Annotated in this window: 28 protein-coding genes; 15 read left to right on the forward strand and 13 right to left on the reverse strand. The window is 73.8% G+C overall.

Annotation, left to right across the window (positions count from 1 at the left end; all coding sequences use genetic code 11):
• Positions 1-134 precede the first annotated feature (134 nt).
• The 5 genes from AB0N29_RS11835 to AB0N29_RS11855 are packed head-to-tail and all read left to right on the forward strand — an operon-like array spanning position 135 to position 5,279.
• A complete protein-coding gene (locus tag AB0N29_RS11835) occupies positions 135-1,220 on the forward strand; it encodes a BMP family protein (RefSeq protein ID WP_302268238.1) in 1,086 nt (361 codons plus the stop codon).
• Between the two features lie 20 nt (positions 1,221-1,240).
• Positions 1,241-2,821, forward strand: a complete 1,581-nt coding sequence (locus tag AB0N29_RS11840) for an ABC transporter ATP-binding protein (RefSeq protein ID WP_364866938.1) — start codon at positions 1,241-1,243, stop codon at positions 2,819-2,821.
• Complete coding sequence (locus AB0N29_RS11845) at positions 2,818-3,879, forward strand: ABC transporter permease (RefSeq protein ID WP_302268236.1); 1,062 nt, start codon at positions 2,818-2,820, stop codon at positions 3,877-3,879. The genes AB0N29_RS11840 and AB0N29_RS11845 overlap by 4 nt, the downstream gene beginning before the upstream one ends.
• Positions 3,876-4,775, forward strand: a complete 900-nt coding sequence (locus AB0N29_RS11850; RefSeq protein ID WP_364866941.1) for an ABC transporter permease — start codon at positions 3,876-3,878, stop codon at positions 4,773-4,775. The genes AB0N29_RS11845 and AB0N29_RS11850 overlap by 4 nt, the downstream gene beginning before the upstream one ends.
• A 54-nt stretch (positions 4,776-4,829) precedes the next feature.
• Positions 4,830-5,279, forward strand: a complete 450-nt coding sequence (locus AB0N29_RS11855; RefSeq protein WP_302268233.1) for a nucleoside deaminase — start codon at positions 4,830-4,832, stop codon at positions 5,277-5,279.
• 91 nt (positions 5,280-5,370) lie between these two features.
• Here AB0N29_RS11855 and typA read toward each other — a convergent pair whose 3' ends face one another.
• Complete coding sequence (gene typA / locus AB0N29_RS11860; protein WP_302268232.1) at positions 5,371-7,263, reverse strand: translational GTPase TypA; 1,893 nt, start codon at positions 7,261-7,263, stop codon at positions 5,371-5,373.
• A 149-nt stretch (positions 7,264-7,412) separates the two neighbouring features.
• Between typA and AB0N29_RS11865 the strand changes: the two genes are divergently transcribed.
• Positions 7,413-7,883, forward strand: coding sequence for a PPOX class F420-dependent oxidoreductase (locus AB0N29_RS11865; RefSeq protein ID WP_364866944.1), 471 nt, complete (start codon positions 7,413-7,415; stop codon positions 7,881-7,883).
• Between the two features lie 53 nt (positions 7,884-7,936).
• On the opposite strand, the gene AB0N29_RS11870 is transcribed toward AB0N29_RS11865, so the two are convergent.
• Positions 7,937-8,629 carry an amino acid racemase gene (locus tag AB0N29_RS11870; protein WP_302268229.1) on the reverse strand — a complete coding sequence of 231 codons (693 nt, stop codon included), beginning with the start codon at positions 8,627-8,629 and terminating at the stop codon, positions 7,937-7,939.
• Between the two features lie 88 nt (positions 8,630-8,717).
• The gene (locus AB0N29_RS11875; protein ID WP_302268228.1) at positions 8,718-9,491 is read right to left on the reverse strand and encodes an SDR family oxidoreductase; all 774 of its coding nucleotides are present in this window, start codon (positions 9,489-9,491) and stop codon (positions 8,718-8,720) included.
• A gap of 207 nt (positions 9,492-9,698) precedes the next feature.
• Here AB0N29_RS11875 and mshA point away from each other — a divergent pair, with 207 nt between their 5' ends.
• Both mshA and AB0N29_RS11885 read left to right on the forward strand, forming a co-directional pair.
• Complete coding sequence (mshA, locus tag AB0N29_RS11880; protein WP_302271717.1) at positions 9,699-10,934, forward strand: D-inositol-3-phosphate glycosyltransferase; 1,236 nt, start codon at positions 9,699-9,701, stop codon at positions 10,932-10,934.
• Entirely contained in the window at positions 10,931-11,452 is a 522-nt protein-coding gene (locus AB0N29_RS11885; protein WP_364866947.1) for a YbjN domain-containing protein, read from the forward strand. Before mshA ends, AB0N29_RS11885 begins: the two co-directional genes overlap by 4 nt.
• Before the next feature lie 142 nt (positions 11,453-11,594).
• On the opposite strand, the gene AB0N29_RS11890 is transcribed toward AB0N29_RS11885, so the two are convergent.
• The 3 genes from AB0N29_RS11890 to AB0N29_RS11900 all read right to left on the reverse strand — a co-directional run bounded on the left by AB0N29_RS11890 (position 11,595) and on the right by AB0N29_RS11900 (position 14,657).
• On the reverse strand, positions 11,595-12,542 hold the full coding sequence (locus AB0N29_RS11890; protein WP_302268225.1) for a DMT family transporter: 948 nt from the start codon (positions 12,540-12,542) through the stop codon (positions 11,595-11,597).
• Between the two features lie 271 nt (positions 12,543-12,813).
• Positions 12,814-13,491: a response regulator transcription factor gene (locus AB0N29_RS11895; RefSeq protein ID WP_302268224.1), complete on the reverse strand. Its 678-nt coding sequence runs from the start codon at positions 13,489-13,491 to the stop codon at positions 12,814-12,816.
• On the reverse strand, positions 13,488-14,657 hold the full coding sequence (locus tag AB0N29_RS11900) for an ATP-binding protein (RefSeq protein ID WP_364866950.1): 1,170 nt from the start codon (positions 14,655-14,657) through the stop codon (positions 13,488-13,490). Before AB0N29_RS11900 ends, AB0N29_RS11895 begins: the two co-directional genes overlap by 4 nt.
• Before the next feature lie 122 nt (positions 14,658-14,779).
• Here AB0N29_RS11900 and phoU point away from each other — a divergent pair, with 122 nt between their 5' ends.
• Positions 14,780-15,436, forward strand: a complete 657-nt coding sequence (gene phoU / locus AB0N29_RS11905; RefSeq protein ID WP_364866952.1) for a phosphate signaling complex protein PhoU — start codon at positions 14,780-14,782, stop codon at positions 15,434-15,436.
• Positions 15,437-15,597: 161 nt separating this feature from the next.
• Here phoU and AB0N29_RS11910 read toward each other — a convergent pair whose 3' ends face one another.
• Genes AB0N29_RS11910 through AB0N29_RS11920 form a run of 3 tightly spaced genes read right to left on the reverse strand, consistent with a single transcriptional unit; the run spans position 15,598 to position 17,825 of the window.
• Positions 15,598-16,338, reverse strand: coding sequence for a phosphoglyceromutase (locus AB0N29_RS11910; protein WP_302268219.1), 741 nt, complete (start codon positions 16,336-16,338; stop codon positions 15,598-15,600).
• On the reverse strand, positions 16,335-16,922 hold the full coding sequence (locus AB0N29_RS11915) for a hypothetical protein (RefSeq protein WP_364866955.1): 588 nt from the start codon (positions 16,920-16,922) through the stop codon (positions 16,335-16,337). Before AB0N29_RS11915 ends, AB0N29_RS11910 begins: the two co-directional genes overlap by 4 nt.
• Positions 16,923-16,976: 54 nt before the next feature.
• Positions 16,977-17,825: a UbiA family prenyltransferase gene (locus AB0N29_RS11920; RefSeq protein ID WP_364866957.1), complete on the reverse strand. Its 849-nt coding sequence runs from the start codon at positions 17,823-17,825 to the stop codon at positions 16,977-16,979.
• 274 nt (positions 17,826-18,099) lie between these two features.
• Between AB0N29_RS11920 and AB0N29_RS11925 the strand changes: the two genes are divergently transcribed.
• Both AB0N29_RS11925 and AB0N29_RS11930 read left to right on the forward strand, forming a co-directional pair.
• The gene (locus AB0N29_RS11925; RefSeq protein ID WP_302268215.1) at positions 18,100-18,585 is read left to right on the forward strand and encodes a CarD family transcriptional regulator; all 486 of its coding nucleotides are present in this window, start codon (positions 18,100-18,102) and stop codon (positions 18,583-18,585) included.
• A 136-nt stretch (positions 18,586-18,721) separates the two neighbouring features.
• Complete coding sequence (locus AB0N29_RS11930) at positions 18,722-19,291, forward strand: 2-C-methyl-D-erythritol 4-phosphate cytidylyltransferase (protein WP_302268214.1); 570 nt, start codon at positions 18,722-18,724, stop codon at positions 19,289-19,291.
• Positions 19,292-19,311: 20 nt separating this feature from the next.
• Here AB0N29_RS11930 and AB0N29_RS11935 read toward each other — a convergent pair whose 3' ends face one another.
• Positions 19,312-20,013 carry a 2-C-methyl-D-erythritol 4-phosphate cytidylyltransferase gene (locus AB0N29_RS11935; protein WP_364866960.1) on the reverse strand — a complete coding sequence of 234 codons (702 nt, stop codon included), beginning with the start codon at positions 20,011-20,013 and terminating at the stop codon, positions 19,312-19,314.
• Between the two features lie 117 nt (positions 20,014-20,130).
• Between AB0N29_RS11935 and nirD the strand changes: the two genes are divergently transcribed.
• Positions 20,131-20,490 (forward strand): nitrite reductase small subunit NirD, encoded by a 360-nt coding sequence (gene nirD / locus AB0N29_RS11940; RefSeq protein WP_302268212.1) that lies wholly within the window; start codon positions 20,131-20,133, stop codon positions 20,488-20,490.
• Complete coding sequence (locus tag AB0N29_RS11945) at positions 20,487-21,080, forward strand: hypothetical protein (protein WP_302268211.1); 594 nt, start codon at positions 20,487-20,489, stop codon at positions 21,078-21,080. The genes nirD and AB0N29_RS11945 overlap by 4 nt, the downstream gene beginning before the upstream one ends.
• Here AB0N29_RS11945 and AB0N29_RS11950 read toward each other — a convergent pair.
• Genes AB0N29_RS11950 through ispF form a run of 3 tightly spaced genes read right to left on the reverse strand, consistent with a single transcriptional unit; the run spans position 21,077 to position 23,177 of the window.
• A complete protein-coding gene (locus AB0N29_RS11950; RefSeq protein WP_364866964.1) occupies positions 21,077-21,727 on the reverse strand; it encodes an alpha/beta fold hydrolase in 651 nt (216 codons plus the stop codon). The two genes, AB0N29_RS11945 and AB0N29_RS11950, sit on opposite strands and share 4 nt — an antisense overlap.
• 41 nt (positions 21,728-21,768) lie before the next feature.
• Positions 21,769-22,683 carry an alpha/beta hydrolase gene (locus tag AB0N29_RS11955; protein WP_364866966.1) on the reverse strand — a complete coding sequence of 305 codons (915 nt, stop codon included), beginning with the start codon at positions 22,681-22,683 and terminating at the stop codon, positions 21,769-21,771.
• The gene (ispF, locus tag AB0N29_RS11960; RefSeq protein WP_302268208.1) at positions 22,680-23,177 is read right to left on the reverse strand and encodes a 2-C-methyl-D-erythritol 2,4-cyclodiphosphate synthase; all 498 of its coding nucleotides are present in this window, start codon (positions 23,175-23,177) and stop codon (positions 22,680-22,682) included. The genes AB0N29_RS11955 and ispF overlap by 4 nt, the downstream gene beginning before the upstream one ends.
• Positions 23,178-23,209: 32 nt before the next feature.
• Between ispF and AB0N29_RS11965 the strand changes: the two genes are divergently transcribed.
• Positions 23,210-24,775 (forward strand): molybdopterin-dependent oxidoreductase, encoded by a 1,566-nt coding sequence (locus AB0N29_RS11965; RefSeq protein WP_364866970.1) that lies wholly within the window; start codon positions 23,210-23,212, stop codon positions 24,773-24,775.
• Positions 24,772-25,554 (forward strand): SDR family oxidoreductase, encoded by a 783-nt coding sequence (locus AB0N29_RS11970; protein WP_364866973.1) that lies wholly within the window; start codon positions 24,772-24,774, stop codon positions 25,552-25,554. Before AB0N29_RS11965 ends, AB0N29_RS11970 begins: the two co-directional genes overlap by 4 nt.
• The last annotated feature ends 168 nt before the right edge of the window (positions 25,555-25,722 follow it).

Consider the following 25,722-nt stretch of genomic DNA (forward strand, 5'->3'; position numbering starts at 1 on the left):
CCGGATGGACAGGTTGTCAGGTCCACCGCGGAACAACAGGACGCGGTGTCCCTTGTGGTGCCTGCTCGAGGCCCGCTTGACTGACGGCTGCCGGCCCCGCCGCGCACTCCCGTCGAAGCCCCGAGGTGGTTCCCATGAACGTCCTTCCCGCAACCCGGTCCCGCTCCTCCCGCCGCCGCGGAGCACGCCGTACCTGGCTGGCCCTCGCCGTCGCCGGCGCGCTCGCGCTCTCCGCGTGCGGCGGCGCCACCGGCGAGGAGGCCGACGACGGCGGCTCCGGGTCCGAGGACCTCCCGCTCGTGTACGGCGTGTACGCCACCCCGCTCGAGGAGCCCTGGGACGGCGCGATCCACGCCGCCCTGCAGGAGGCCGCCGACTCCGGCGAGATCCGCTACAAGCACGTGGACGACCTCAGCACCTCCGACGCCATGGAGCGCGGGCTGCGCGACATCGCCGCCAACGAGGAGCCGGACGCGATCATCGGCGACGCGTTCGCGGCCGAGGAGGCCGTGCGCAAGGTCGCCGCGGAGTTCCCCGAGATCCCCTTCGCCTTCGGCTCCGGCGAGGACCCGGTCGAGCCCAACTTCAGCGTCTTCGACAACTGGCTCCAGGACCCCGCCTACCTCGCGGGGATGCTCGCCGGCGGGATGACCGAGAGCGACACCATCGGGATCGTCGGCGCGATGCCGATCCCCGAGGTCAACCGGATCGTCAACGCCTTCGTGCAGGGCGTGAAGGAGACCAACCCGAAGGCCACGGTGAAGATCTCCTTCATCAACAGCTTCTTCGACCCGGCCGCGGCGAAGCAGGCCGCCCAGGCCCACGTGTCCGCGGGCGCCGACGTGCTGTTCGCCGAGCGCGACGGCGTGATCGCGGCCGCCGAGGAGGCCGACATCCCGGTCATCGGCATGATGGTCGACCAGCGCGAGGAGGCCCCCGAGAACGTCGTCACCTCGCTGCTGTGGCACATGGGCCCGACCGTCGAGGCGGTCGTCGCGCAGGCCCAGGACGGCGCGCAGGCCGTCGACCTCGGTGAGTTCTCCTTCATGAAGGTCGGAGGCAGCGAGCTGGCCGAGATCAACACCGACGTGGTCGGTGGGGTGCCGGAGGAGCTGGTCGCGAAGGTCGAGGCCAAGCAGGAGGCGATCCTGGACGGCAGCTTCACCACGCCGGTGGACGAGAGCGCGCCGGCCAGCTCGATCGACGTGTCGAAGCAGTGACCGGCGGAGCCACGGACACCGTGGCCCGTCCCCTCCTCGAGCTGAGCGGCATCACCAAGCGGTACGGCGACCTGGTCGCCAACGACGACGTCTCGCTGCGCGTCGCACCGGGCGAGGTCGTCGCGATGCTCGGGGAGAACGGCGCCGGGAAGTCCACGCTGATGAAGGTCGTCTACGGCCTCGTCCGGCCCGACGCCGGCACGGTCGCCATGGACGGCGTGCCGCTGGACATCGGGTCGCCCAAGGACGCGATGGCCGCGGGCATCGGGATGGTCACCCAGGAGTTCTCCCTGGTCGAGACCATGACGGTGGCCGAGAACGTCGCCCTCTCCGGGCTCGGGCTCGGGCCGCTCGACCGGGCCGGGACCCGGCGCCGCGTCGTCGAGGCCATGGAGCGGGTGGGGGTCACCCTCGAGCCGGACCGGCTCGTCGGCACCCTCTCGATCGGCGAGCGGCAGCGGGTGGAGATCGTCAAGGCGCTCTTCCACGACTGCCGGGTGGTGATCCTCGACGAGCCGACGGCGGTGCTGACCCCGCAGGACGTCCAGGCCCTCTTCGCGACCGTGCGCCGCCTGCAGGCGGCCGGCCTGGGCATCCTGATCGTCTCCCACAAGCTGCGCGAGGTCGCCGAGATCTCCGACCGGGTCGTGGTCCTGCGCCGCGGCCGCCTGGTCGGCGAGCGCGCCACCGCGACCGTGCGAGACGAGGAGCTGGCCGCGCTGATGATGGGCGGCAGCACCGCCGAGGTCGGCGCGCAGGTCACCGCCGACGACGGCGCGACCGGCGACGTCGAGGCGGCGCTCGGGATGACCGACGTGCCGGTGGTTGCCCCGGCTGCTCCGGCCGCTGCCGCCACCTCGGGCGAGCCGGTGCTCCGGCTCACCGGGCTGACCGTGACCCGGGACGGGCGCGACGTGCTGAGCGGGATCGACCTCACCGTCGGCGCCGGTGAGGTCGTCGGCCTCGCCGGGGTCTCCGGCAACGGGCAGACCGAGCTGGTCGACGTCCTCAGCGCGGTCGTCCCGGTCTCCGCTGGGTCCCTCGAGGTCGACGGCCGCGACGTGACCCGGGCCGGCGTCGGCGAGCGCCTCGCCGCCGGCCTCGGGCGGCTCACCGAGGACCGCCGCGGCAGCGTGGTCCCGCAGATGAGCGTGGAGTACAACCTCGTCCTCGAGGACCTCCCGCAGTACACCCGGCGCGGACTGCTCGACCGCCGCGCCGTCCGGGCCCACGCCGAGGCGATGATCGAGCGCTTCGACATCCGGGCCCGCCCGACCGACGCGGTCGCCACCCTCTCCGGCGGCAACATGCAGAAGGTCCTGCTCGCCCGCGCCCTCCACCGGCGGCCCCGGGTCCTCGTGGCCGCCCAGCCGACCCGAGGTCTCGACATCGGTGCCTACCGCTACGTCCACCAGCAGCTCGACGAGCTGGGCACGCAGGGGGCCGGCGTGCTGCTGGTCTCTGAGGACCTCGACGAGATCCGCTCGCTCAGCGACCGCATCGTCGTGCTCTTCCGCGGCGAGGTCGTCGGCGAGCTGCCCGTCTCCGAGGCGACGCCCGACCGGCTCGGCGTCCTGATGGCCGGAGGAGGATCGGCATGAAGTTCGTCCTGCGCGGCCACGAGCCGCGCTGGCTCGCGCCCGCCGCGGTGCTCGTCGCCGTCCTTGTGACGGTGGCCCTGACCGCCGTCCCCATCCGCCTGGCCGGCGCCGCGCCGTTCTCGGCGTTCGAGCGCTACCTGGTCACCCCGCTCACCTCGGTGCACGGGGTGCAGGAGGTGCTGCTGACCGCGACGCCGCTGCTGTTCACCGGCATCGCGGTGGCCATCGCCTTCCGTGCCGGCTACTGGAACATCGGGGCCGAGGGGCAGTTCTTGCTCGGCGCGGTCGGCACGACCTGGGTCGGCACGACGTTCACCGACCTGCCGGCGTACGCCGCCCTCCCGCTCGGCTTCCTCGCCGGTGCGGCCGGTGGCCTGCTGTGGGCGGTGGTCCCGGCCTGGCTCAAGCGGCACGCCGGCATCGACGAGGTCGTCACGACGCTGCTGCTCAACCCGGTCGCCCTGCTGGTGGTCCAGGGGCTGCTCAACGGTCCCTGGCGCAACTCCAGCAGCGGCTTCACCGACTCCGACCGGCTCGGCACCGGCTACGACCTGCCGGCGCTGGTCCCCGACAGCCGGGTCCACTGGGGCTTCGCGGTCGCCGTCGTCGTCATCGTGGTGGCCGGCGTCGTGCTGGCCCGCACGGCGGTCGGCGTGCGGATCAAGGCCGCCGGACAGGCGCCGGGCGCTGCGGGGTTCAGCGGCGTCGACGTCGGCCGGCTCCAGTGGCGCTGCGCGCTGGTCTCGGGGGCGGTCGCCGGTCTCGGCGGCGCCTCCCAGGTCATGGGCGTGCAGCACCAGCTGACCTCCGGCATCAGCGACGGCTACGGCTACACCGGCGTCATCGTCGCGACCCTGGGCGGCCTCGGCGCGCTCGGCGTCGTGCTCGTCGCGCTCCTGCTCGGCGACATCTCGGTCGGCGCGCAGAACGTCTCGCTGGTGCTGCAGGTCCCCGCCCAGCTGGGCGCCATGTTCAGCGCACTGCTGCTGCTGGCGGTGCTGTCGGCGATGAGCTGGCGCCGGTACCGGCTCCAGTGGCGACGAGGAGGCTCCCGATGAGCATCAACCTGCTGGCGCTCATCGGCGCCATGCTCACCATCGCCACGCCCCTGGTGTGGGCCGGCATCGGCGAGCTCGTCACCGAGCGGAGCGGGGTGCTCAACCTCAGCATCGAGGGGACGATGTACCTCGGCGCGTTCGTCGGCTTCCTCGCCGCCGCCCGGACCGGCTCGCCCTGGCTCGGCCTGGTCGCCGCGATCGTCTCCGGCGTGCTGGCCGGGGCGCTGATGGGCTTCTTCGTGGTCACCCTCGGCCTCAACCAGCACGTCTCCGGCCTCGGGCTCACGCTGCTGCTGATCGCGGGGTGCGAGTTCACCTTCCGGCTGCTCTACGCCGGGGACCGCCCCACCCTGGACGAGAAATTCCACGTGCTCTTCCGCGGCACCGAGGTCGTCGACCAGCACTGGCTGACGTACGTCGGCTTCCTGGTCCTCGCCCCGGCCGCCTGGTGGGTGCTGCGCTCGACCGGGCTCGGCATGCGCCTGCACGCGGTCGGCGAGAGCTTCGAGGCCGCCGACGTCGCCGGGATCTCCGTCACCGCCACCCGGTACGTCGCCCTCATGGTCGGCGGCGCGCTGATGGCGATCGGCGGGGCGTTCCTCACCCTGGCCGTGCTCGGCAGCTTCACCCTCGACATCGTCAGCGGCCGCGGCTGGGTCTGCATCGCGCTGGTCATCTTCGCCCGCTGGCGGGTGTGGCCGGCCGTGCTCGGTGCGCTCATCTTCGCCGGGATGGACGCGCTGCAGCTGCAGCTGGCCATCACCTCCGCCTTCGACGCGGTGCCCGGCGAGCTGATGCTCGCGCTGCCGTACCTCGCGGTGATCGTCGCGCTGGCCATCGGCGGGCGGACCGTGCGCTACCCCGGCTCCTACCTCAAGGCCTACCGCCGCGCCTGACCGACCGGCTCCCTCGCCCGTCGTACCCCACCCCCCTCTCCGAACGGAGTCGACATGACCGACCACCAGCTGCTGGCCCCCGCGCTGGCCGAGGCCCGCAACGGCCTCGCCGAGGGCGGCATCCCCATCGGGGCAGCCCTCGTCCACGAGGGCACGGTGCTCGGCACCGGCCGCAACCGCCGCGTCCAGCTCGGCAGCGCCACCCGGCACGGCGAGACCGACTGCCTGGAGAACATCGGCCGCCTGCCGGCGTCGGTCTACGCGCGCTCGACGATGGTCACCACGCTCTCGCCGTGCGACATGTGCACCGGCGCGATCCTGCTCTACGGCATCCCGCGCGTGGTGATCGGCGAGAACCGCAACTTCGTCGGCGGCGAGGACCTCCTGCGCCAGCGCGGCGTCGAGGTGGTCGTGCTCGACGACGCCGACTGCGTGGAGATGATGGCCGGCTTCATCCGCGACCAGCCGACCCTGTGGAACGAGGACATCGGCGTCGAGGACTGACGCCCCCCCCCGCGAACAGCACCGCCTCGTGATGCCCACCGTGCGCTGGAGCGCACGCCGGGCATCACGAGGCGGGTGAGGGCTGGGGCAGCTACTTCGACTTGCGGGCGCGGCTGGCGATCTTCGCGCGCTCGTTGGCGTCGAGGATGACCTTGCGGATGCGCACCATCTCGGGGGTGACCTCGACGCACTCGTCGTCGCGGCAGAACTCCAGGCACTGCTCGAGCGAGAGCTTCTTCGGCGGGATGAGCTTCTCGAAGTTGTCGGAGGTGGCGGACCGGATGTTGGTCTGCTGCTTCTCCTTGGTGATGTTGACGTCCATGTCGTCGGCGCGGGAGTTCTCGCCGACGATCATGCCCTCGTAGACCTCGGTGGTCGGCTCGACGAACATCACGCCGCGCTCCTGCAGCGAGGTCATGGCGTACGCCGTCGCCGCGCCCTTGCGGTCGGCCACCAGCGAGCCGTTGTTGCGCGAGCGGATCTCGCCGGCCCACGGCTCGTACTTCTCGAAGATGTGGTGGGCGATGCCGGTGCCGCGGGTGTCGGTGAGGAACTGGGTGCGGAAGCCGATCAGGCCGCGCGCCGGGACCAGGAACTCCATCCGGACCCAGCCGGTGCCGTGGTTGGTCATCTGCTCCATGCGGCCCTTGCGGGAGGCGAGCAGCTCGGTGATCGTGCCGAGGTACTCCTCGGGCGCGTCGATGGTCAGGCGCTCGACCGGCTCGTGGACCTTGCCGTCGATCTCGCGGGTGACGACCTGCGGCTTGCCGACGGTCAGCTCGAAGCCCTCGCGGCGCATCTGCTCCACGAGGATCGCCAGCGCCAGCTCGCCACGGCCCTGGACCTCCCAGGCGTCGGGGCGCTCGGTCGGCAGCACGCGCAGCGAGACGTTGCCGATCAGCTCGGAGTCGAGGCGGTCCTTGACCAGGCGGGCGGTGACCTTCGCGCCCTTGACCCGGCCCACCAGCGGGCTGGTGTTGGTGCCGATGGTCATCGAGATGGCCGGCTCGTCGACGTGGATGAGCGGCAGGGCGACCGGGTTCTCCGGGTCGGCCAGCGTCTCGCCGATGGTGATGTCGGGGATGCCCGCGATCGCCACGATGTCGCCGGGGCCGGCGGTCTCGCCGGGCTTGCGCTCGAGGCCCTCGGTGACGAGCAGCTCGGTGATCTTGACGCGGTTGACCGAGCCGTCGCGCTTCATCCATGCGACCTGCTGGCCCTTGCGCAGCTCGCCCTGGTGCACGCGGACCAGCGCGAGCCGGCCGAGGAACGGCGAGGAGTCGAGGTTGGTGACGTGGGCCTGGAGCGGCGCGCCCTCGTCGTACGTCGGCGCCGGGATGGTCTCCAGGATCGTCTTGAACAGCGGCTCGAGGTCGGGGCTGTCGGGCAGCTCGCCGTTCTCCGGCTGCTCCAGGCCCGCGACGCCGGCGCGGCCCGAGGCGTAGACGACGGGGAAGTCGAGCGCTTCCTGGCTGTGGCTGTCGTCGAGCAGGTCCATGAACAGCTCGTAGGTCTCGTCGACGACCTCGGCGATCCGCGCGTCGCCGCGGTCGGTCTTGTTGACGACCAGGATCACCGGCATGTCGGCGTTGAGCGCCTTGCGGAGCACGAAGCGGGTCTGGGGGAGCGGGCCCTCGGAGGCGTCGACGAGCAGCACGATGCCGTCGACCATCGACAGGCCGCGCTCGACCTCGCCGCCGAAGTCGGCGTGGCCGGGGGTGTCGATGATGTTGATCGTCATCGGCTGGCCGCCGGCGGCGGGGCCGGCGTAGTGGACGGCGGTGTTCTTCGCGAGGATCGTGATGCCCTTCTCGCGCTCGAGGTCACCGGAGTCCATGACCCGCTCGGCGACGCTCTCGGCCTGGTGCGCGGTGAACGCGCCGGCCTGGCGGAGCATGGCGTCGACGAGGGTGGTCTTGCCGTGGTCGACGTGCGCGACGATCGCGACGTTGCGCAGGTCCGTGCGTGCGGTGGTTCCGGGCATGGCAGTGGTACGTCGCTTCCGTCGAGGTCAAGGAGTGGTGCTCGGTGGCGCTGGGCCACACGAGGGCCTCGTCGAGTCTAGTGGCGGCCCCGTGGTCGGCCCGCATCCTCGGACGTGGCCCACGGCACCTCCCTGGGCACCGGGGGCGCATGCCTTCGATCGCCACGAACACCCGCGTCGAGCTGCCCGAGCTGCTCGACTTCGTCCGCACCCGCCACCACCTGGTGCTGCTGACCCACCGCGCCGACGGCCGCCCGCAGCTCTCGCCGGTCACCGGCGGGGTCTCCGCGGACGACCGGATCGTCGTCTCGACCTACCCCGACCGCGCCAAGGCCACCAACCTCCGCCGCGACCCCCGCTGCTCGGTGCTCGTCCTCTCCGACGAGTGGAACGACGCCTGGGTGCAGGTCGACGGCACGTGCGAGGTGCTGGACATGCCCTCGCAGGAGGCCGAGGACGGGCTGGTGGAGTACTTCCGCTGCATCTCCGGGGAGCACCCGGACTGGGAGGAGTACCGCCAGGCCATGCGCAAGCAGGGCAAGTCGCTGCTCCGGATCACGCCCACCTCGTGGGGGCCGGTCGCGACCGGGGGCTTTCCGCCGGACCGCGTGCCGGGGTAGTCACGGACGTTTCTGCCCCCGACCACCACGCTGGAGGTCAGGAACGTCCGTGACTACCCCGCCAGGGCCCGGTCGAGCGCAGCAGCGACGTGCAGCGTGGTGCAGGGGAAGACCGGGATGTCGGCGTCGGCCTGCTTGACGAGCAGCTCGAGCTCGGTGCACCCCAGCACCACGCCCGCGGCGCCGGCGTCCCACAGCTGGTCGACCACCTCGACGACGCGGCGGCGGGAGGAGTCGAGGACGCGGCTGTGCACGAGCTCGCCGTACACGATGTCGTCGAGCTCCTGGTGGTGCTTCTCGTCCGGCACGTGCACGGTGATGCCGTGGCCGGCGAGCCGGTCGGTGAAGAACGGGCGGGTCATCGAGAACTTCGTGCCGAGGAACCCGACCGAGGACACCCCCGCCTCCTTGCAGGCGTCGGCGACGACGTCTGCGAGGTGCAGCACGGGTACGCCGACGGCGGCCTCGACCTGGTCGAAGACCTCGTGGTACGCCGTCGTGCACATCAGCAGGAAGTCCGCACCGGCCCGCTCCACGCCCTGCGCCGCGGTCACCAGCAGCGCGGCGACGTCGTCCCAGCGGTCGGCCGCGGCCAGCTCGGTGACCTCGGCGAACTCCACCGACGCCAGCACGGTCCGTGCGGAGTGGAGCCCGCCGAGCCGCTCCTCGACGCCGCGGTTGAGGCCCTCGTAGTAGACGGCGCTGCTCTTCCAGCCGAGCCCGCCGAGAAGTCCGATCGTCTGCATGGGCCCACCCTGGCAGACCTCCGGCCCGTGTTCTACCGCTCGGTAACCGGAGTCACGCCACGGTCACCCCGCGGTCGCCCCGGACGGCTCAGTCCAGGACGCGGTGCACCTTGTGCTGGGCGGCCTGGGCGCGCGGGCGGATGACCAGCTCGTCGACGTTGACGTGCGCGGGACGGGTGACCATCCAGGTGATCGCCTCGGCGACGTCCTCGGCGGTCAGCGGCTCGGCGACCCCGGCGTACACCGCCTCCGCCTTCTCCCGGTCGCCGTCGAAGCGCACCAGCGCGAACTCGTCGGTCCGGACCATCCCGGGCGCGATCTCGCACACGCGGACCGGCTGGTCCCACAGCTCCAGGCGCAGCGTCTCGGTGACGACCTGGGTGCCGTGCTTGGCGGCGGTGTAGCCCCCGCCGCCCTCGTAGGCGATCCGGCCCGCGGTCGACCCGACGTTGAGGATCACCCCGGCCCCGCTGGCCACCAGCGCCGGCAGCAGTGCCCGGGTCACCTGCACCAGGCCGATGACGTTGACCTCGTACATCCGGCGCCACTCGTCGCTGTCGGCCTGCGCGACCGGGCTCGACCCGAAGGCGCCGCCGGCATTGTTGACCAGCACGTCGAGCCGGTCGCCGACGGTCTGCGCCAGTGCCGCGACGGAGTCCTCGGAGGTCACGTCGCACACGACCGCGGTGCCGCCGATCTCGGCGGCCAGCTGCTCGACCCGGTCCGCGCGGCGCGCGGCGCAGAAGACGTGGAACCCCTCCGCGGCCAGCATCCGGGCGGTCGCAGCGCCGATGCCGCTGCTGGCACCGGTGACGACGGCGGTACGACGGGTGGGGGCTGCGGCGGAGGACGTCTCGGTCATGGCGACCATTGTCGGGAGCGCCCCGGGGCGCTGGCACACTGGCTCGCCGTGCCGACCCCCGCCCGGCCGGGCGGCGGTCGTGCGACCGATGGGTACCGGCCGCCACGCCGGGTGGTGGGAACAACCGAGGACCTCCGCCGGTTGGGCCCCGGAGGACCGGCGGACGGCAGTGGGAGGACGAGCGTGGACGCGATCAGGCGGTTGGCGATGATCAGCCTGCACACCTCCCCGCTCGACCAGCCCGGCACCGGCGACGCCGGCGGGATGAACGTCTACGTGGTCGAGGTCGCCAAGCGGCTCGCCCGCCACGGCATCGAGGTCGACGTGTTCACCCGCGCGACCAGCTCGGCGCTGCCGCCGGTCGTGGAGGCCTACGACGGGGTGTCGGTGCGCCACGTGCACGCCGGCCCGTTCGAGGGGCTGACCAAGGCCGAGCTGCCCGCGCAGCTGTGCGTCTTCGCCCGCGAGGTGCTGCGCGCGGAGGCGGTGCAGCCGGTCGGCCACTACGACGTCGTGCACTCCCACTACTGGCTCTCCGGCCAGGTCGGCGCGCTCGCCCGCGACCGCTGGGGCGTCCCGCTCATCCACTCCATGCACACGATGGCGAAGGTCAAGAACGCCGCGCTCGCCGCCGGCGACGCCCCCGAGCCCGCCGCACGGATCATCGGTGAGGAGCAGGTCGTCGAGGCCGCGGACATGCTCATCGCCAACACCGACCTCGAGGCAAAGCAGCTCATCGAGCTGTACGACGCGGAGCCGGCGCGCGTCGAGGTGGTCCACCCGGGCGTGGACCTCACGGTCTTCTGCCCGACCGACCGGGTCGCCGCCCGGGCCGGGCTCGGCCTGCCCCGCGACGCCCACGTCCTGCTCTTCGCCGGCCGGATCCAGCCGCTCAAGGCCCCCGACGTGCTGCTGCGCGGGGTGGCCGAGCTGCTCCGCCGCTCCCCGGACCTGCGCTCCCGCCTGGTCGTGCCGATCGTGGGCGGGCCCTCCGGCTCCGGGCTCGACCGGCCCGAGTCGCTCGCCGCTCTCGCCGAGGAGCTCGGCATCGCCGACGTGGTGCGGTTCGTCCCGCCGGTCGACCAGGCCGCGCTGGCCCGCTGGTACGCCGCCGCCACGGTCGTCGCGGTGCCGTCGTACAACGAGTCCTTCGGGCTGGTCGCCGCCGAGGCCCAGGCCTGCGGCACCCCGGTGCTCGCCGCGGCGGTCGGCGGGCTCACCACCGTCGTCCGCGACGGCCGCAGCGGGCTGCTCGTGGAGGGGCACGACCCCCGGGACTGGGCCGGCGCGTTGGGGCGCCTGGTCGGCGACCCGCTGCTGCGCGACCGGCTCGCGGCCGGCGCGCTGGAGCAGGCGCGCGAGTTCTCCTGGGAGGCGACCGCCGCCGCCACCCTCGACGTCTACCGCCGGGCCCGCTCCGGCATGCGGGAGGCCGCAGCGTGAACGAGCAGGTCGCCGGGACCGTCCGGTCCTACCTGGCCGAGAACGAGCTGGAGTTCGAGGAGACCCGCGAGGGCCTCTTCTCCTTCACCCTGCCCGGGGAGAAGAAGCTGCAGACCGCGGTCCGCCTCGACGTGGGGGAGCACGCGCTCGGCGTGCACGCCTTCGTCTGCCGCAACCCCGACGAGAACCACGAGCGGGTCTACCGCTGGCTGCTCGAGCGCAACCTGCGGATGTACGCCGTCTCCTTCGCCGTCGACCGCACCGGCGACATCTACCTCGACGGCCGGCTGCCGCTCTCCTCGGTCACCCCCGACGAGCTCGACCGGCTGCTCGGCTCGGTGCTGTCCTACGCCGACGAGTCCTTCAACGCGATCCTCGAGCTCGGCTTCGCCTCCTCCATCCGCAAGGAGTGGGAGTGGCGCAAGCTGCGCGGGGTGTCCACCCGCAACCTCGAGGCGTTCCGCGGGTGGCTCGAGTCCGGCGACGAGCCGGACGTCGGGCCCGGCAGCCTGGGCTGAGGCTCCGCGCTCGTGTCCTCGGGCCGTCGCAATCGTTCAATTGCGCGATTGCGGCGGCCCACAGCCCGGTGGGAGCGCTTCCACGCCGTCGGAACTCGACAATTGAACGATTCGTGCGGCACGGGCGGCACCAGCGACCGGGTCACGCCGCGGCAGCCGGCTCCTGGACGACCGAGCGCGGCTTGCGGCGGGCGACGGCGACGCCGACGAGGGCGAGCACGCCGCCGACGTAGGCCATGGTGGGCGGGGCCTCGGAGAGCAGCAGCACACTGAGCACGATGGTGATCGGCGGGACGAGGTAGGTCGTGATGCCCAGGCTGGAGGCGGTCATGTGCTGCAGCGCGAAGGCGTACGTCGTGAACGCGATCGCGGTCGGGAAGACCCCGAGGTAGACCACCCACAGCACCGAGCTGGTCGGGGCGTCGCCGACCTCCCGGACCAGCTGCCCGGCCCAGGGCAGGCAGGCGACCGCGCCGATGGTGCACGCCAGCCAGGTGACGTGGAGGGCCGAGAGGCGGGCGACGAGCGGCTTCTGCAGCACCAGGCTGATCGAGTAGACCAGTGCGGCGACCAGGCAGAGGACCACGCCGAGGGGATCGCGGTCGTCGGCCTCCGAGGTCGACAGGGCGATGACCGCGACGCCGCCGAAGGCCAGCGCCAGGCCCAGCCCGAGGTAGACGGTGAACCGCTCGGAGAGGAACACCGCGGCCAGCAGGGCGATCAGCACCGGCGAGACCTGGATCAGCATGACCGCGGTGCCGGCGTCGACGCGGTGCTCGCCGGCGTTGAGGGCGACGTTGTAGACGCCGTACCAGAGCACGCCGATCGTCAGCAGCGACACCCACTGCCGAATCGTCGGGCGCGGCAGCCGGCGGCCGACCACGAAGAGGCTGAGCGCCACGGCGCCGACCACCAGCCGGCCGAGGGAGAGCGAGCCGGGCCCGAAGTCGTCGGCGAGGTGGCGGATCGCGACGAACGCCGAGGCCCACAGCACCAGCGTCACGCCGACCGCGGCGACCGGGAGCCAGGCGGGTCCGGCGGTCGGCGTGGTCGGGGCGGGGGAGGCGGAGGTCGTCGTACGGGTCGTCACCGCGCAAGCCTAGGGACGGTCCGGCCCCGGCGACACGCGGATATCGGACGTCGATGCGCGATCGGCCGCCACCGCCGGGCACGAGGGGTGGACTGGTCCGGCCAGGGCCGCGCAGGGGTTCGGCTCAGCGGGCCCCGTCCGGTGCCGATCAGGCCGGCATGTGGTGGATCCTCACGGCGCTGGCGGCGTCCTGGCTGGTGCTGGTGGTCCCGCTCGCCGTCGCCGTCGGCCGGGCGTTCGAGGCCGGTCAGCGCTCCGAGCGGCCGCCGGCCTAGAGGTCGAGCTTGTAGCCCAGCCCGCGCACGGTGACGAGGTACTTCGGCTCGCCCGGGTCCGGCTCGAGCTTGGCGCGCAGCCGCTTGACGTGGACGTCGAGGGTCTTGGTGTCCCCGACGTAGTCCGAGCCCCAGACCCGGTCGATCAGCTGCCCGCGGGTGAGCACCCGGCCGGGGTTGCGCAGGAACATCTCCAGCAGCTCGAACTCCTTGAGCGGCAGCCGCTGCTCCTGCCCGTCGACGGTGACGACGTGGCGCTCGACGTCCATCCGCACCGGCCCCGCCTCCAGCGTGGCGGGGGCCAGGTCGGGCTCCGTGCCGCGCCGGAGCACGGCCCGGATCCGGGCGACGAGCTCGCGGGGGGAGTAGGGCTTGGTGACGTAGTCGTCGGCGCCGAGCTCGAGCCCGACCACCTTGTCGACCTCGTCGTCCTTGGCGCTCACCATGATCACCGGCACGTTGCTGGTCTGCCGGATCGTGCGGCACACCTCGGTCCCGGGGATGCCCGGGAGCATCAGGTCCAGCAGCACGATGTCGGCGCCGTTGCGGTCGAACTCCGAGATCGCTGCGTGGCCGTCGGCCGCGACGGCGACCTCGAAGCCCTCCTTGCGCAGCATGTAGGAGAGAGCATCGCTGTAGCTCTCCTCATCCTCGACGACGAGTACCCGGGTCACGGGCGGTCCTCCTGGTTCAGGCCCCCGATGAGGGGCTCGGACATGTGCTGGTCGGTGTGCTGGGGCAGGGTCAGCGTGAACGTCGACCCCTGCCCCTCGACCGACCAGACACGCACCTCGCCACCGTGGGTGGCGGCGACGTGCTTGACGATGGACAACCCCAGGCCCGTGCCGCCGGTGGACCGGTGGCGGGCGGGGTCGACGCGGTAGAAGCGCTCGAAGATCCGGTCGATCTCCTCGGTGGGGATGCCGATGCCCTGGTCGACGACCGAGACCTCGACCATCCCGTCGGTGGCCTTGGTGGTGACCAGGACGGTGGAGTCCGGGTCGGAGTACGACACGGCGTTCGCGACCAGGTTGGAGACCGCGGCGGTCACCTGCTCGGCGTTGCCCAGCACCCGCAGGCCGGTGGTGCCGCCGCTGACGACGGTGATCCGCTTGGCGTCGGCGTCGATCGCGCTGGTGTCGACCGCGACCCCGATGACCTCGTCGATCGCGACCGGCTGGGGGGCCTCGAGGGGGTCGTCGCCCTGCAGCCGCGAGAGCTCGATGATCTGCTGGACGAGCTGGCCGAGCCGCTCGCTCTCGACCAGCATCCGGTCGGAGAACCGGATCACCGCCTCCGGGTCGTCCGCGGCCTCGCCGACCGCCTCGGCCAGCAGCCGGATCGCGCCGACGGGGGTCTTCAGCTCGTGGCTGACGTTGGCGACGAAGTCGCGCCGTACCGCCTCCACGCGACGCTCCCGCGTGCGGTCCTCGACGAGCACGAGGACCAGCCGCGAGCCCAGGGGGGCGACGCGGGCGGTGACGTTGCGGGGCGGGACGCCGCTGCGGGCGATCAGCAGCTCGGTCTCGCGGATCTGGCCGTCGCGGCGGACCTGGCGCACCAGGTCGGCGAGCTCGTCGGAGGTGAGCACGGTGCCGCGCACCAGGCCCATGGAGTACGCCGGCGCGCTGGCCTTGAGGACGACGTCGGACTCGTCGACGACGACCGCGCTGCTGCGCAGGACCGACAGGACGGTGGCCACGCCCGGGGGCACGACGGGCTCGTCGGCCGCGGGGACCCGCTGCTGCTGGCGCTCGCTGACCGACCAGGCCAGCACCGCCGCGCCACCGACGACGGCCCCGATGATGGCGGCGAGGAACGCCTGCATCGTCGGGTCCACGGTGCGATCGTACGGCTCGCCCGACCGTGCCCTCGCCGTCCGAGGCCTCGGTCGGGGAACGTTCACCCCGCGTTCACCCCATCACCCTCCCTCGTTGCGTACCGTGCCCCACCCTCGGTCACATGCGCGACGCCTTCCACGACCAGCTCGAGTCCGTCTTCGTCGACCTCGCCGGCATCTGCGGCCGGGTCGAGCAGGCGGTCCGCGAGGCGACCCGGTCGTTGCTCACCGGCGACGCCGAGGTCGCCGAGGCGGTCATCAGCGGCGACGCCGAGATCGACCGGCAGCGCGAGGAGGTCGAGGAGGCGGCGTTCCAGCTGCTCTCCCTGCAGGCGCCGGTGGCCGGCGACCTGCGCACGGTCGTCGCGGCGCTGCGGATGGTCACCGAGCTGGAGCGGATGGGCGACCTGTCGGTCCACGTCGCGAAGATCGCCAGGCTGCGCGTGCCCGGTGTCGCGGTGCCCGACGAGGTGCGCCCCACCATCGAGCGGATGGCGACGGTCGCCGAGGACATGGTCCGCCGGGTCGCCCAGATCATCACCCGCCGCGACGTCGCCGCCGCGATCGCGCTGGGCCGCGACGACGAGGAGATGGACCAGCTCCGCCGGCGCAGCTTCTCCGAGCTGCTCGCCGACGACTGGCAGCACGGGGTGGAGGCGGCCGTCGACGTCGCCCTGCTCGGGCGGTACTACGAGCGGATCGCCGACCACGCCGTCTCGGTCGCGAACCGGGTGGTCTTCGTCGTCACCGGCGACAACCCCACGTCCGTCGGCGCCTGAACGCCCCCGGCGGCGGCGCGGGGGTGGCGCGGCCGTCGGGGTAGTCCGGCACACCCGGGCCCTCGCCGAGGCCGGCGAGGACGCGCTCGTGGCGGACCAACCCCACGAGGGCGCCCCGGTGCCGGACTACCCCTGCCGACGAGCCCGGAACCGCCGAGCGGTCAGCGGCCCTGGTTGGCGACGGCGGCCGCAGCGGCGGCGGCGGCCTCGGGGTCGAGGTAGCGGCCCGGGGCGGCGGGACGCAGGTCCTCGTCGAGCTCGTAGAGCATCGGCATGCCGGTGGGGATGTTCAGCCCGGCGATGTCCTCGTCGCTGATCCGGTCCAGGTGCTTGACCAGCGCGCGCAGCGAGTTGCCGTGGGCGGCGACGAGCACCGTGTGGCCCGCGCGGAGGTCCGGGACGATCGACGACTCCCAGTACGGCAGGAACCGCGCGATGACGTCCTTGAGGCACTCGGTGCGGGGCATCTCCTCGCCGAGGTCGGCGTACTGGGGGAGCCCGACCTGGGAGTACTCGGCGTCGTCGGCCAGCGGCGGCGGCGGGACGTCGAAGGAGCGGCGCCAGAGCATGAACTGCTCCTCGCCGAACTCCTCGAGGGTCTGCTTCTTGTCCTTGCCCTGCAGGGCGCCGTAGTGGCGCTCGTTGAGCCGCCACGAGCGCCGCACCGGGATCCAGTGCCGGTCGGCCGCGTCGAGGGCCAGGCAGGCGGTGTTGATCGCGCGTCGCTGCAGCGAGGTGTGCACGACGTCGGGCAGCACGCCGGCCTCGCGCATCAGCTCACCGCCGCGGACGGCCTCGCCGCGGCCCTTCTCGGTGAGGTTGACGTCGACCCAGCCGGTGAAGAGGTTCTTGGCGTTCCACTCGCTCTCGCCGTGGCGGAGCAGGACGAGGCGGTAGGTCACTCCGACTCCGTCTCCGGCGCCTCGGAGCCCTCGTGGCCCGGGTCCTGGACGGAGACGCCCTCGCAGTCGTACGGCTCGGCCTCGGTGGTCGAGGCGGCGCCGTCGGCCTGCGGGGCGTCGTCGAGGCCCTCGTACTCGTCGCACGCGGGGTGGACCGGGACGGTGAGCTCGACCGACTCGCCGTTGCCGAACTCCAGGGTCAGCGGGACGAAGTCGCCGGGCTCGAAGTCGCCGGTGACGCGGACGCCACCCTCCTGCAGCATCGAGACCAGACCGCCCTCGGCGATCTCGTAGGGCTCGAAGTCCGCGACCTCGAGCTCGACGCCGGAACCACCGGAGATCGCCTCGAGGGTGTCCTCGTCGGCCTCCGGGTTGTTCGACAGCGTGGCGAGGAACGTGCCGCTGCCGGCCGCCTCGGACACGATGACCGCGCCCACCACGTCGACGTCCGCGGACCGCTCGTTCGCGGTGTTGGAGTAGTTGGTCACCCGGTCGGTCGCGTAGTTGAACCCGCACGAGCCGAGGGCGGGGACGGTCAGCACGAGCGCGCCGAGGGCGAGCGCGGTGTTGCGTCGGAGCAGCATGTTCTGGAGCCTCGCAGGGTGAGCGGCCAAAGGTGGCCCTCAGCCTAGCGGTGGCTACCGGGCCAGTCCGACCGAGGTGCCGGCGAAGGCGAGGGCCACCAGCACGATCCCGAGGTAGACCGACACCAGGGTGAGCAGGCGGGCGGCGCCCAGGCGCAGGCCGAGCCGCAGCGGCAGGTAGGTCCAGCCGTCCTTGTTGTCCGGCACGAGGCCCCACAGCGCGCGCAGCACGTGCACGCCGATGCCCAGCAGGGCGAACAGCGCGACCATCGCGACCTCGGGCGGGTTGCCCTCGTGCTGCCCACCCCAGCCGCCGTAGGAGAGGTAGGCCGGGTAGAGCGCGTACGACGCCGCCCACGGCACCCACGACAGCAGGCCCCGGCGCAGCACGACATTGCCGAGCAGACCGATCGCGACCGAGAGCAGGTAGGCGCTGCCCGCCGTGATGCCGGTGGTGATGGACAGCGGGACCAGGAGGAGCACGGCGCACGCGATCGCGAACCACACCGACCCCGGCTCCAGCCGCTCCTGGGCCACCGGCTTGCCCGGCAGGTCGTGGCGCGCGTCGCGGCGGCGGTCGACGATGTCGTTGTGCCAGCCCAGCACGGCCTGGCCGACGAGCACGGTCGCGAGGACCACGCCGACCTCGCGCAGCTCCCGGCCCGCCAGGGCCGCGCAGGCGGCGATGCCGAGGGCGGTGAGGACGGCCTGCCGCGGGTGGCTCGCCTGGACGAGCAGCAGCGGCTCCAGGTCGCGCAGCCCGCGCCGGCGGCGTACGTCGCCCGCGGGCCGCGGCTCGGCGGGTGCGGCGACAGCGGTGGCTCCGGTGGCACGGGTGCTCGCCTCAGTCGGCTGGGCGACGGGCTCGTCGACGGGACCCTCGACGGGCTCCTCGAGCGCCACGGAACCCGTCTGCTCGGCCCCGGCAGTACCACTTCGGCGCCGGAAGCGCTCCCTCTTCGCCATGGCGGCAGTATCGCCTGCGTCACCTCCGGGAACGGGCGAACCACGCGGTTCACCTGCGGTTTCGTGGTTCCCGGTGACCTCCGCGGGGCTACCGCCTGCACATCGCCCCGTGCCTTGTCAAGACCGGATTGTGGCTCTGACCTGCAACAACGCTGATCCGGGTGGTCCAGACGCGTGTTAAGATGGTGCCCTAGGAAGGGGTACCTGACATATGACTTTCACCGTCGGCGAAACGGTTGTTTACCCGAACCACGGGGCCGCTGTCATCGAGGACATCGAGATGCGGACCATCAAGGGAGAGGACCGGCAGTACCTCGTCCTGCGGATCGTCGCCCAGCAGGACCTGGTCGTGCGCGTTCCTGCGTGCAACCTCGACCTCGTCGGCGTCCGCGACGTCGTGGACAAGGACGGCCTGGACCGCGTGTTCGACGTGCTGCGTGCCGCGCACGTCGAGGAGCCGACCAACTGGTCGCGCCGCTACAAGGCCAACCTGGAGAAGCTGCACAGCGGCGACGTCATGAAGGTCGCCGAGGTCGTGCGCGACCTGTGGCGCCGCGAGCGCGACCGTGGCCTGTCCGCGGGCGAGAAGCGGATGCTCGCCAAGGCGCGCCAGATCCTGGTCTCCGAGCTCGCGCTCGCCGAGAAGACCAACGAGGACAAGGCCGAGGCCATGCTCGACGAGGTCCTCGCCTCCTGACGCACCACCGCGGCCGGCCCAGCAGGCCGACCAGCTGATCGATCGAGGCCCCCGGGTGACCACCCGGGGGCCTCGTCGCGTCCCGGGGCCCGTCCCGACCCGGCCCCGGTGCGGGCCAGCGGCCTAGGGTCGGGGCGTGGACTGGGACGAGGAGCAGGACGGTGCGCCCGCAGCGCTCGGCACGGTGGTGGAGGCCGGACGGGGCTCGCTCCCGTTCGCGCTCGTCCACGGCGAGGGCCTGGTGGTCGCCGCGTCCTGGGCGCTCGCCGAGGCCGGGGTGACGCTGGTCGACATCGGCACCGAGTGGGCCGGGCTGGTCGACGCCGGCGAGCCCCTGGTGCTGCACGACGCGCTGTGCCCGATGACACCCGCGGACTTCATCGCGGCCTGCCTGGCCCGCGCGGTGGAGCGCGACGTCGTCGTGGTCGGCACCCGGCCGGTGACCGACACCGTCAAGGAGTCGGCCGACGGGTTCGTCGGCGCGACGGTCGACCGCGCCGGCCTGGTCGCGGTCGCCTCGCCGGTCGTGCTCCCGGCGAGCGCCGTGGCGCAGCTGGAGGGCCTGCCGTCGCTGGACTTCGCCGAGCTGGTCGAGGACCTCCGCGCCCGGTTCGTGGTGGAGCTCGCCGACGCGCCGCCGTCGGCCCGCCGGGTCGCCGGCGAGGACGACGTACGCCTGCTCGAGGCGCTGACGACCCCGGATTGACCTGTCCGCAGGGCCGGAGGTCAGGGCGCGGACGGCGGGGCGAGGGCGAGCGCCAGGTCGACGTCCTCGGGGAAGGTGATCTTGAGGTTGCGCGAGGTGCTGGGCACCGCCGCGATCCGCACCGGTCCTCCCGGGACGTCGGGATAGCGCTCCAGGCAGCTGGCGGTGTCGGTGCCCTCGAAGCCGTCGGCGTCGGCGCTGCGGTACGCCGCGAGCAGCGCGCCCGCGCGGAACGCCTGAGGCGTCTGCACGCCGACCAGCCCGGTCGGCAGCCGGTCGCCCGCGACCGACACGAGCCCGCTCAGCGGCACGACGGGGATCGCGCCGCCGTGCTCGCGGGCGGCGCGCACGGTCGCCGCGAGTAGCTCGACGCCGGCCAGTGGCCGGGCCCCGTCGTGGACGGCGACGACGTCGATCGCGCCGGCGTCGATCTCGGGGGCGAGCGCGCGCAGCGCCCGCCACTCCGAGGCGTGCCGGGTCGCGCCGCCGGTCACCACCAGCACCTCGCCGTCGCCGAGGTGCGGGGTCACCGCGTCGGCGACGGCCTGCTCCTCGCCTGCTCGCACGACCAGGACCACGCGGGCGACGTCGTCGACCGCGAGCGCGTCGCGCACCGACCACGCCAGCACGGCCTGGGTGCCCAGCGGCAGGAGGACCTTGTTGACCTCGGCGCCGACGCGGGAGCCGGCACCCGCGGCGAGGACGACGACGGCGGCGGGCACGCAGCGGAGGCTATCGCGGCGTGTGCGCGTGGCTCGGGCACCGGTGCGAGCAACGATTTACACGCCCGTTGCACGACGAAACCCGGTCGTGAACCTGGGCGACCTAGTTTCGGCCGCGTGACCCCGCGAGCCGCGCACGACCAGTGGCAGCCGGTGTGCGCGCTGGTCGACCTCGAGGTCGAGCGGGCCGCCACCGCCCTGGTGCACGGGCAGGCGATCGCCATCTTCCGGCTCGCCGACGACCGGGTCTTCGCCCTCGGCAACCACGACCCGTTCGCCAAGGCCTCGGTCATCGCCAAGGGGATCGTCGGCCTGCGGGGCGACGTGCCGTTCGTCGCGTCCCCCTCGCACCGGCACGCCTTCGACCTGCGCACCGGCAAGTGCCTCGACGACCCGGGCGCGGCGGTGCCGGCCTACGACGTCAAGATCGTCGAGGGCCGGGTGTTCGTCGGCCACCGCAAGGCCGCCGCGGCATGAGCCTGCTGGTCACGGTCGGCCGGCCGGGCTGCCCTGTCGTCGCCGAGGTGACCCGACGGGCGGCCGCCGCGCTGGGCGTCCCGGCGGTCGCGACGTGCGGCGACGGGCTTCGGGGCGTCCTCGCCGGAGCGGTCCGCCCGCCGGTCGTCGTGCCGGTGGCGCTGGACGGCGCCCTCCCGCACGGCCGACCGCTCGGGCCGCACCCGCTCCTCGCCGCGGCCCAGGCCTCCCGGCTGATCGCCGCGGGGGCGCGTCCGGGCCGGGCGGTGGTGATGGTGGCGCCCGGGTCGCACCGCCCGGAGGACCAGGAACGGCTCGTGCGCGCAGCGGCACTGCTCGCCCACACCTGGACCGGACCGGTGCGGCTCGCGGCGCAGACCGGCCCGGTGCCGCGCCCCGAGGAGCTCCTGGGCCGCGGCACGGCCGTCTCGCCGTACCTCCTCGCCCCCGGCCCGGACGCGGACGAGGTGCGGGCGACCGCCTCCGCCGCCGGTGCGCCGGTCGTCGCCGACGTGCTCGGGGCGCACCGGTTCCTGGTAGAGCTGGTCGTGCGGCGCTACCGGGCCCGGCAGCACCCGGTGGCGGCCTAGGGGGAATCACCCGCGAGCAGGTCGGCCAGCTCCTCGGGCCGGCTCAGGTGGGGGCAGTGCCCGGTCGTGACCTCGTCGGGCGCGGTGATGCCCAGCCGGTCCGCGGCGACCCGCCGCTGCACCGCCGGCGGCAGGAACCGGTCGCGGGTGGTGATGACGTACCGGCTCGGGACGGCGGGCAGGGCGGCCGCCGGCCACGGCGCGGCGCCCAGCCGGTCGGAGGTCGGCCGCTCCCGGGCGGCGGCCTCGGCCGCGAGCCCGGGTGGCACGTCGTCGTCGAGGTCGGGCACCCCGCCGGTCCAGCCGACGGCACCGAACCACTCCGCGGCGCTCTCGCCCGGCCGGGGCACCATCCCGGCCACGAACACCTGCAGCCGCACGTCCCGGCGCCCGGCCAGCCGCTCGGCCACGAGGGGCACGACGAACCCGCCGGCGGAGTGCCCCACCACCACCAGGTCGTCGAGCCGGTCCGTGCGGTCGAGGGCGGCCTCGACCACGTCGACGCAGTGGTGCCAGGTCGCGTCGGCGCGGTCGGTCGGCAGGTCGGGCGCGACGGCCCGGTGGCCGCGCGAGACGAGCGCGCGCCCGACCAGGTGCCAGGCCCAGCCGCCGTCGCCCGCGCCGTGCAGGAGCGCGAAGGTCGTCATGGTGGTCCGACCCCGGCCGGGGACCGGACTCACCGGTCGGGCTAGGCGATGCGCCGGACCGGGGTGCGCGCCGCGGAGCGGGCCCGCTCGACGAGCGCGACCAGGTGCTCGGTGACCAGGTCGGGGCGCTCGAGGGGGAGGTAGTGCCCCGCGCCCGGGGCGACCAGCATCCGCGCCCCGCGGATCCCGCCGGCCAGCCGGCGGGCGTGGGGCGGCGGGGTGAGCCGGTCCGCGCTGCCGACCAGCACGACCGTCGGCACGTCGTCGTACGCCGCGAGCCCGGCGAGCCGCTCGTGGCGCATCAGGTCGCGGTAGAAGCCCTCCATGGTGGCCGGCGGGCAGCAGATCAGCTGGTCGGTGGCGAGCCCGGCGTCGCGCAGCCGCAGCGGCCGGCCGAAGAGCAGCCGGTGGACGACGTACCGCTCGATCGAGGGGGTGCGCCGCCGCTCCCGGCGGGTCAGCAGCCGGGCGCGGGCGGCCAGCACGTGAGGGATGGCGCGGCGGGCGGCCGAGCCGACGTCGGGCAGGCCGAGCGTCACCGTGCCGAGCTCGCCGGAGGAGGTGGAGACGAAGAGCAGCCCGCGGACCCGGTGGACCAGGTCCGGGCGGACCTCGGGCAGCTCCATGATCGTCATGCCGCCGATCGAGTGGCCGGCGAGGACGAGCGGGCCGTCCGCGGCGTAGGCGTCCACGACGGCGCCGAGGTCGCGGGCGAGGTCCTCGATGGTGCAGGCCTCGAGCGGCGCGGTCTCCGAGCGGCCGTGGCCGCGCGCGTCCCAGGTGACCAGGCGCAGGTCGCTGCCGTAGCGGTCGAGCAGGTCGCGCACCTGGTAGTGCCAGTCCTCCTCGTCGGCCGTCCAGCAGTGGGCGAGGAGCACCGTCACGGCGGCGTCCGCACGACCGTGGGTCGAGACGTGCAGGGTCAGGCCATCATGGGTGGTGAGCGTGTGCCTCACGCGTCCTCCCGCACGACCAGCGCGGTCGCGACGGCCGCAACGCCCTCGCCGCGGCCGGTCAGGCCCAGCCCGTCGGTCGTCGTCGCCGAGACCGTCACCGGGGCGCCGAGCGCGGCGCTCAGCGCCGACTCGGCCTCCGCACGGCGCGGGCCGATCTTGGGCCGGTTCCCGATCACCTGCACCGCGACGTTCCCGACCTCCCAGCCGGCGGCCCGCACGCGGCGGGCGGTCTCGCCGAGCAGCGCGGCGCCCGAGGCGCCGGCCCACTGCGGCTCGGCGGTGCCGAAGTTGGAGCCGAGGTCGCCGAGGCCGGCCGCGGAGAGCAGCGCGTCGCACGCCGCGTGGGCGGCGACGTCGGCGTCGGAGTGGCCCTCGAGGCCCTGCGGCTCCCCGGGCCAGGAGAGCCCGGCGAGATGCAGGGGGACGCCGTCGACGAGGCGGTGGACGTCGGTGCCGGTCCCGACACGGATCCGGCCAGCGAGGTTGGGTGGCACGGCGCGATCATGCCTGAGGGATGATCGGGTCCGTGCGGACGTCTCGCGGTGCGTGGTCGGTCGCAGGACTGGTCGCGGGCGCGGCCGGGCTTGCGACGTCGTACTGCGCCGCCATGGTGATGACGATCCGCGACTCGCCCGTCGTGGCGGTGGTCGAGCAGCTGATCCGGCTGGTGCCCGGCGCGGTGATCGAGAAGGCGATCCGCCTGGTCGGGGCGGCCGACAAGCCGCTCCTGGTGCTCGGCGTGGTCGTGGCGCTCGGCGCGCTCTTCGCCTGGGCCGGCCGCCTCGCGCGCCGCTCCTGGTGGATGCCCGCCGTGGTCTTCGGCGTGCTCGCCGCGATCGGGGCCGTCGCGGTGCTCGCCCAGCGCGGGGCCGGCGGGACCGACCTGGTCCCGGTGGCCGTGGGCTTCGTGACCTGGGTCGTCTGCCTCTCGGTCCTCACCGACCCGCTGCGCCGCGCCGACGTCCTGGCCGTCGAGCACCGCGAGCGCGCCGAGCCGGCCGACGACCTCCCGGCACTGCACCGGCACACCCGTCGCGGGTTCGTGCTGCGCGCCGGGTTGATGTCGGCCGTGGCGGTCGCCCTCGGGGTCTTCGGCCGCGCCGTCGGCAGCGGTCGTCGGCACGTCGAGAAGAGCCGCCGGCTGCTCAAGCTCGACGGCGTCACCGAGGGGCAGGTGCCGGCCGGTGCCCGTGTCGACCTCGCCGACGTCAGTCCCTGGCGGACGCCGAACGACGAGTTCTACCTGATCCACACCGCGCTGGTCGTGCCGGCGATCGAGCCCGCCGACTGGACCCTGCGGATCACCGGCATGGTCGACCGGCCGATGGAGATCACCTACGCCGAGCTGGTCGCGCGCGAGCTCACCCAGTCCTGGATCACCCTCAACTGCGTCTCCAACGAGGTCGGCGGCGACCTCATCGGCAACGCCTGGTGGAGCGGGGTGCGCATCGCCGACCTGCTCGCCGAGGCGGGCGTCCAGGAGGGGGCGGACGCGGTGAAGCAGACCTCCGACGACGGTTGGACCTGCGGCACCCCGCTGGAGGCGCTCACCGACGACCGCGACGCCATGCTGGCGGTCGCGATGAACGGCCGGCCGCTGCCGATCGAGCACGGGTTCCCGGTGCGCACGATCGTCCCCGGCCTGTACGGCTACGTCTCGGCGACCAAGTGGGTCCGCGAGCTCGAGGTCACCCGGTTCGAGGACTTCGAGGCGTACTGGACGACCAAGGGCTGGGGCGAGCGCGGCCCGGTGAAGATGTCCTCCCGCGTCGACGTCCCCCGCACCGACGCCGACGTGCCGGCCGGGCCGGTCCGCTTCGGTGGGGTCGCCTGGGCCCAGCACACCGGCGTCGCGACCGTGGAGATCGCCGTCGACGGCGGGGAGTGGGTCCCGGTCGAGGTGGCGCGCCCGGGCACGGACGACACCTGGGTGCAGTGGGTCGGCGAGATGGAGCTGGAGCCCGGCGACCACGCCGTGCGGGTGCGGATGACCGACAAGACCGGCGCCGTGCAGACCGGCGTCGAGGCCGGCGTGCTGCCCGACGGCGCCACCGGCTGGCACGAGCGGTCGTTCTCGGTGGTGGAGGCGTGAGCCCCGACGCGCGGGACTTCGCCGGGCGGCGCGGCTGCGCCCTGGTCGTCGGCGGCAGTGGCGGGATCGGCCTCGAGGTCGTGCGCCTCCTCGCCGCCCGTGGCTCGGACGTGGCGCTGACCTACCGCTCGCGCCCCGAGGCGGGGGAGGCGGCGGTCGCCGAGGCCCGCGGGCACGGCGCCGTCGCCACCGCGCACGCCCTGGACCTCGGGGACCTCGACGCGGCGGCCGCCCTCGTCGAGACCGTCGCCGCCGAGCACGGGGGCATCCACACGCTGGTGCACGCCGCCGGCCCGCACGTCCCGATGACCCACCTGTCCGCCGTCGCGCCGGCGGCGATGGCCGCCCAGCTGCAGGCGGACGCGGCCGGGTTCTTCGGCGTCGTGCAGCCCGCACTGCCGCACCTGCGGGCGACCCAGGGCTCGGTGGTCGCGGTGACCACCGCCGCGACGGCCCGCTTCCCCGTCCGCGACGGGCTCTCCTCCGCGCCCAAGGGAGCGGTGGAGGCGCTGGTGCGGGGCCTGGCCGCCGAGGAGGGGCGGTACGGCGTCCGCGTGAACGCCGTGGGCCCGGGCATGCTCACCGACGGCATGGCCGCGCGCCTGATCGGCTCCGGCGAGCTCGACGACGCCGCGCTCGAGGTCGCCCGCGGCAACATCCCCCTGCGCCGCTTCGGCAGCGCCGTGGACGTCGCGGAGGCGGTCTGCTTCCTCGCCTCGGCGCGTGCCGGGTTCGTCTCCGGCCAGAAGCTCGACGTCGACGGCGGCTACTCCGCCTGAGCGCCTGAGCAGCGCCGTCCGAGGAACGAGGACGGCGCGTGGCGAAGGCGGGTCGAGCAAGCGACGCGACCGAGGGACGAGGTCGCGCGAGCGGGTCGAGACCCGGTGAGGGACGCAGGGCGGCGACCACGGTCACGGGTCCCGACGAGGGTCGCCGGGTCCCGACGA

This window comes from Nocardioides sp. NPDC092400, from assembly GCF_040684155.1.
Classification (GTDB): domain Bacteria; phylum Actinomycetota; class Actinomycetes; order Propionibacteriales; family Nocardioidaceae; genus Nocardioides.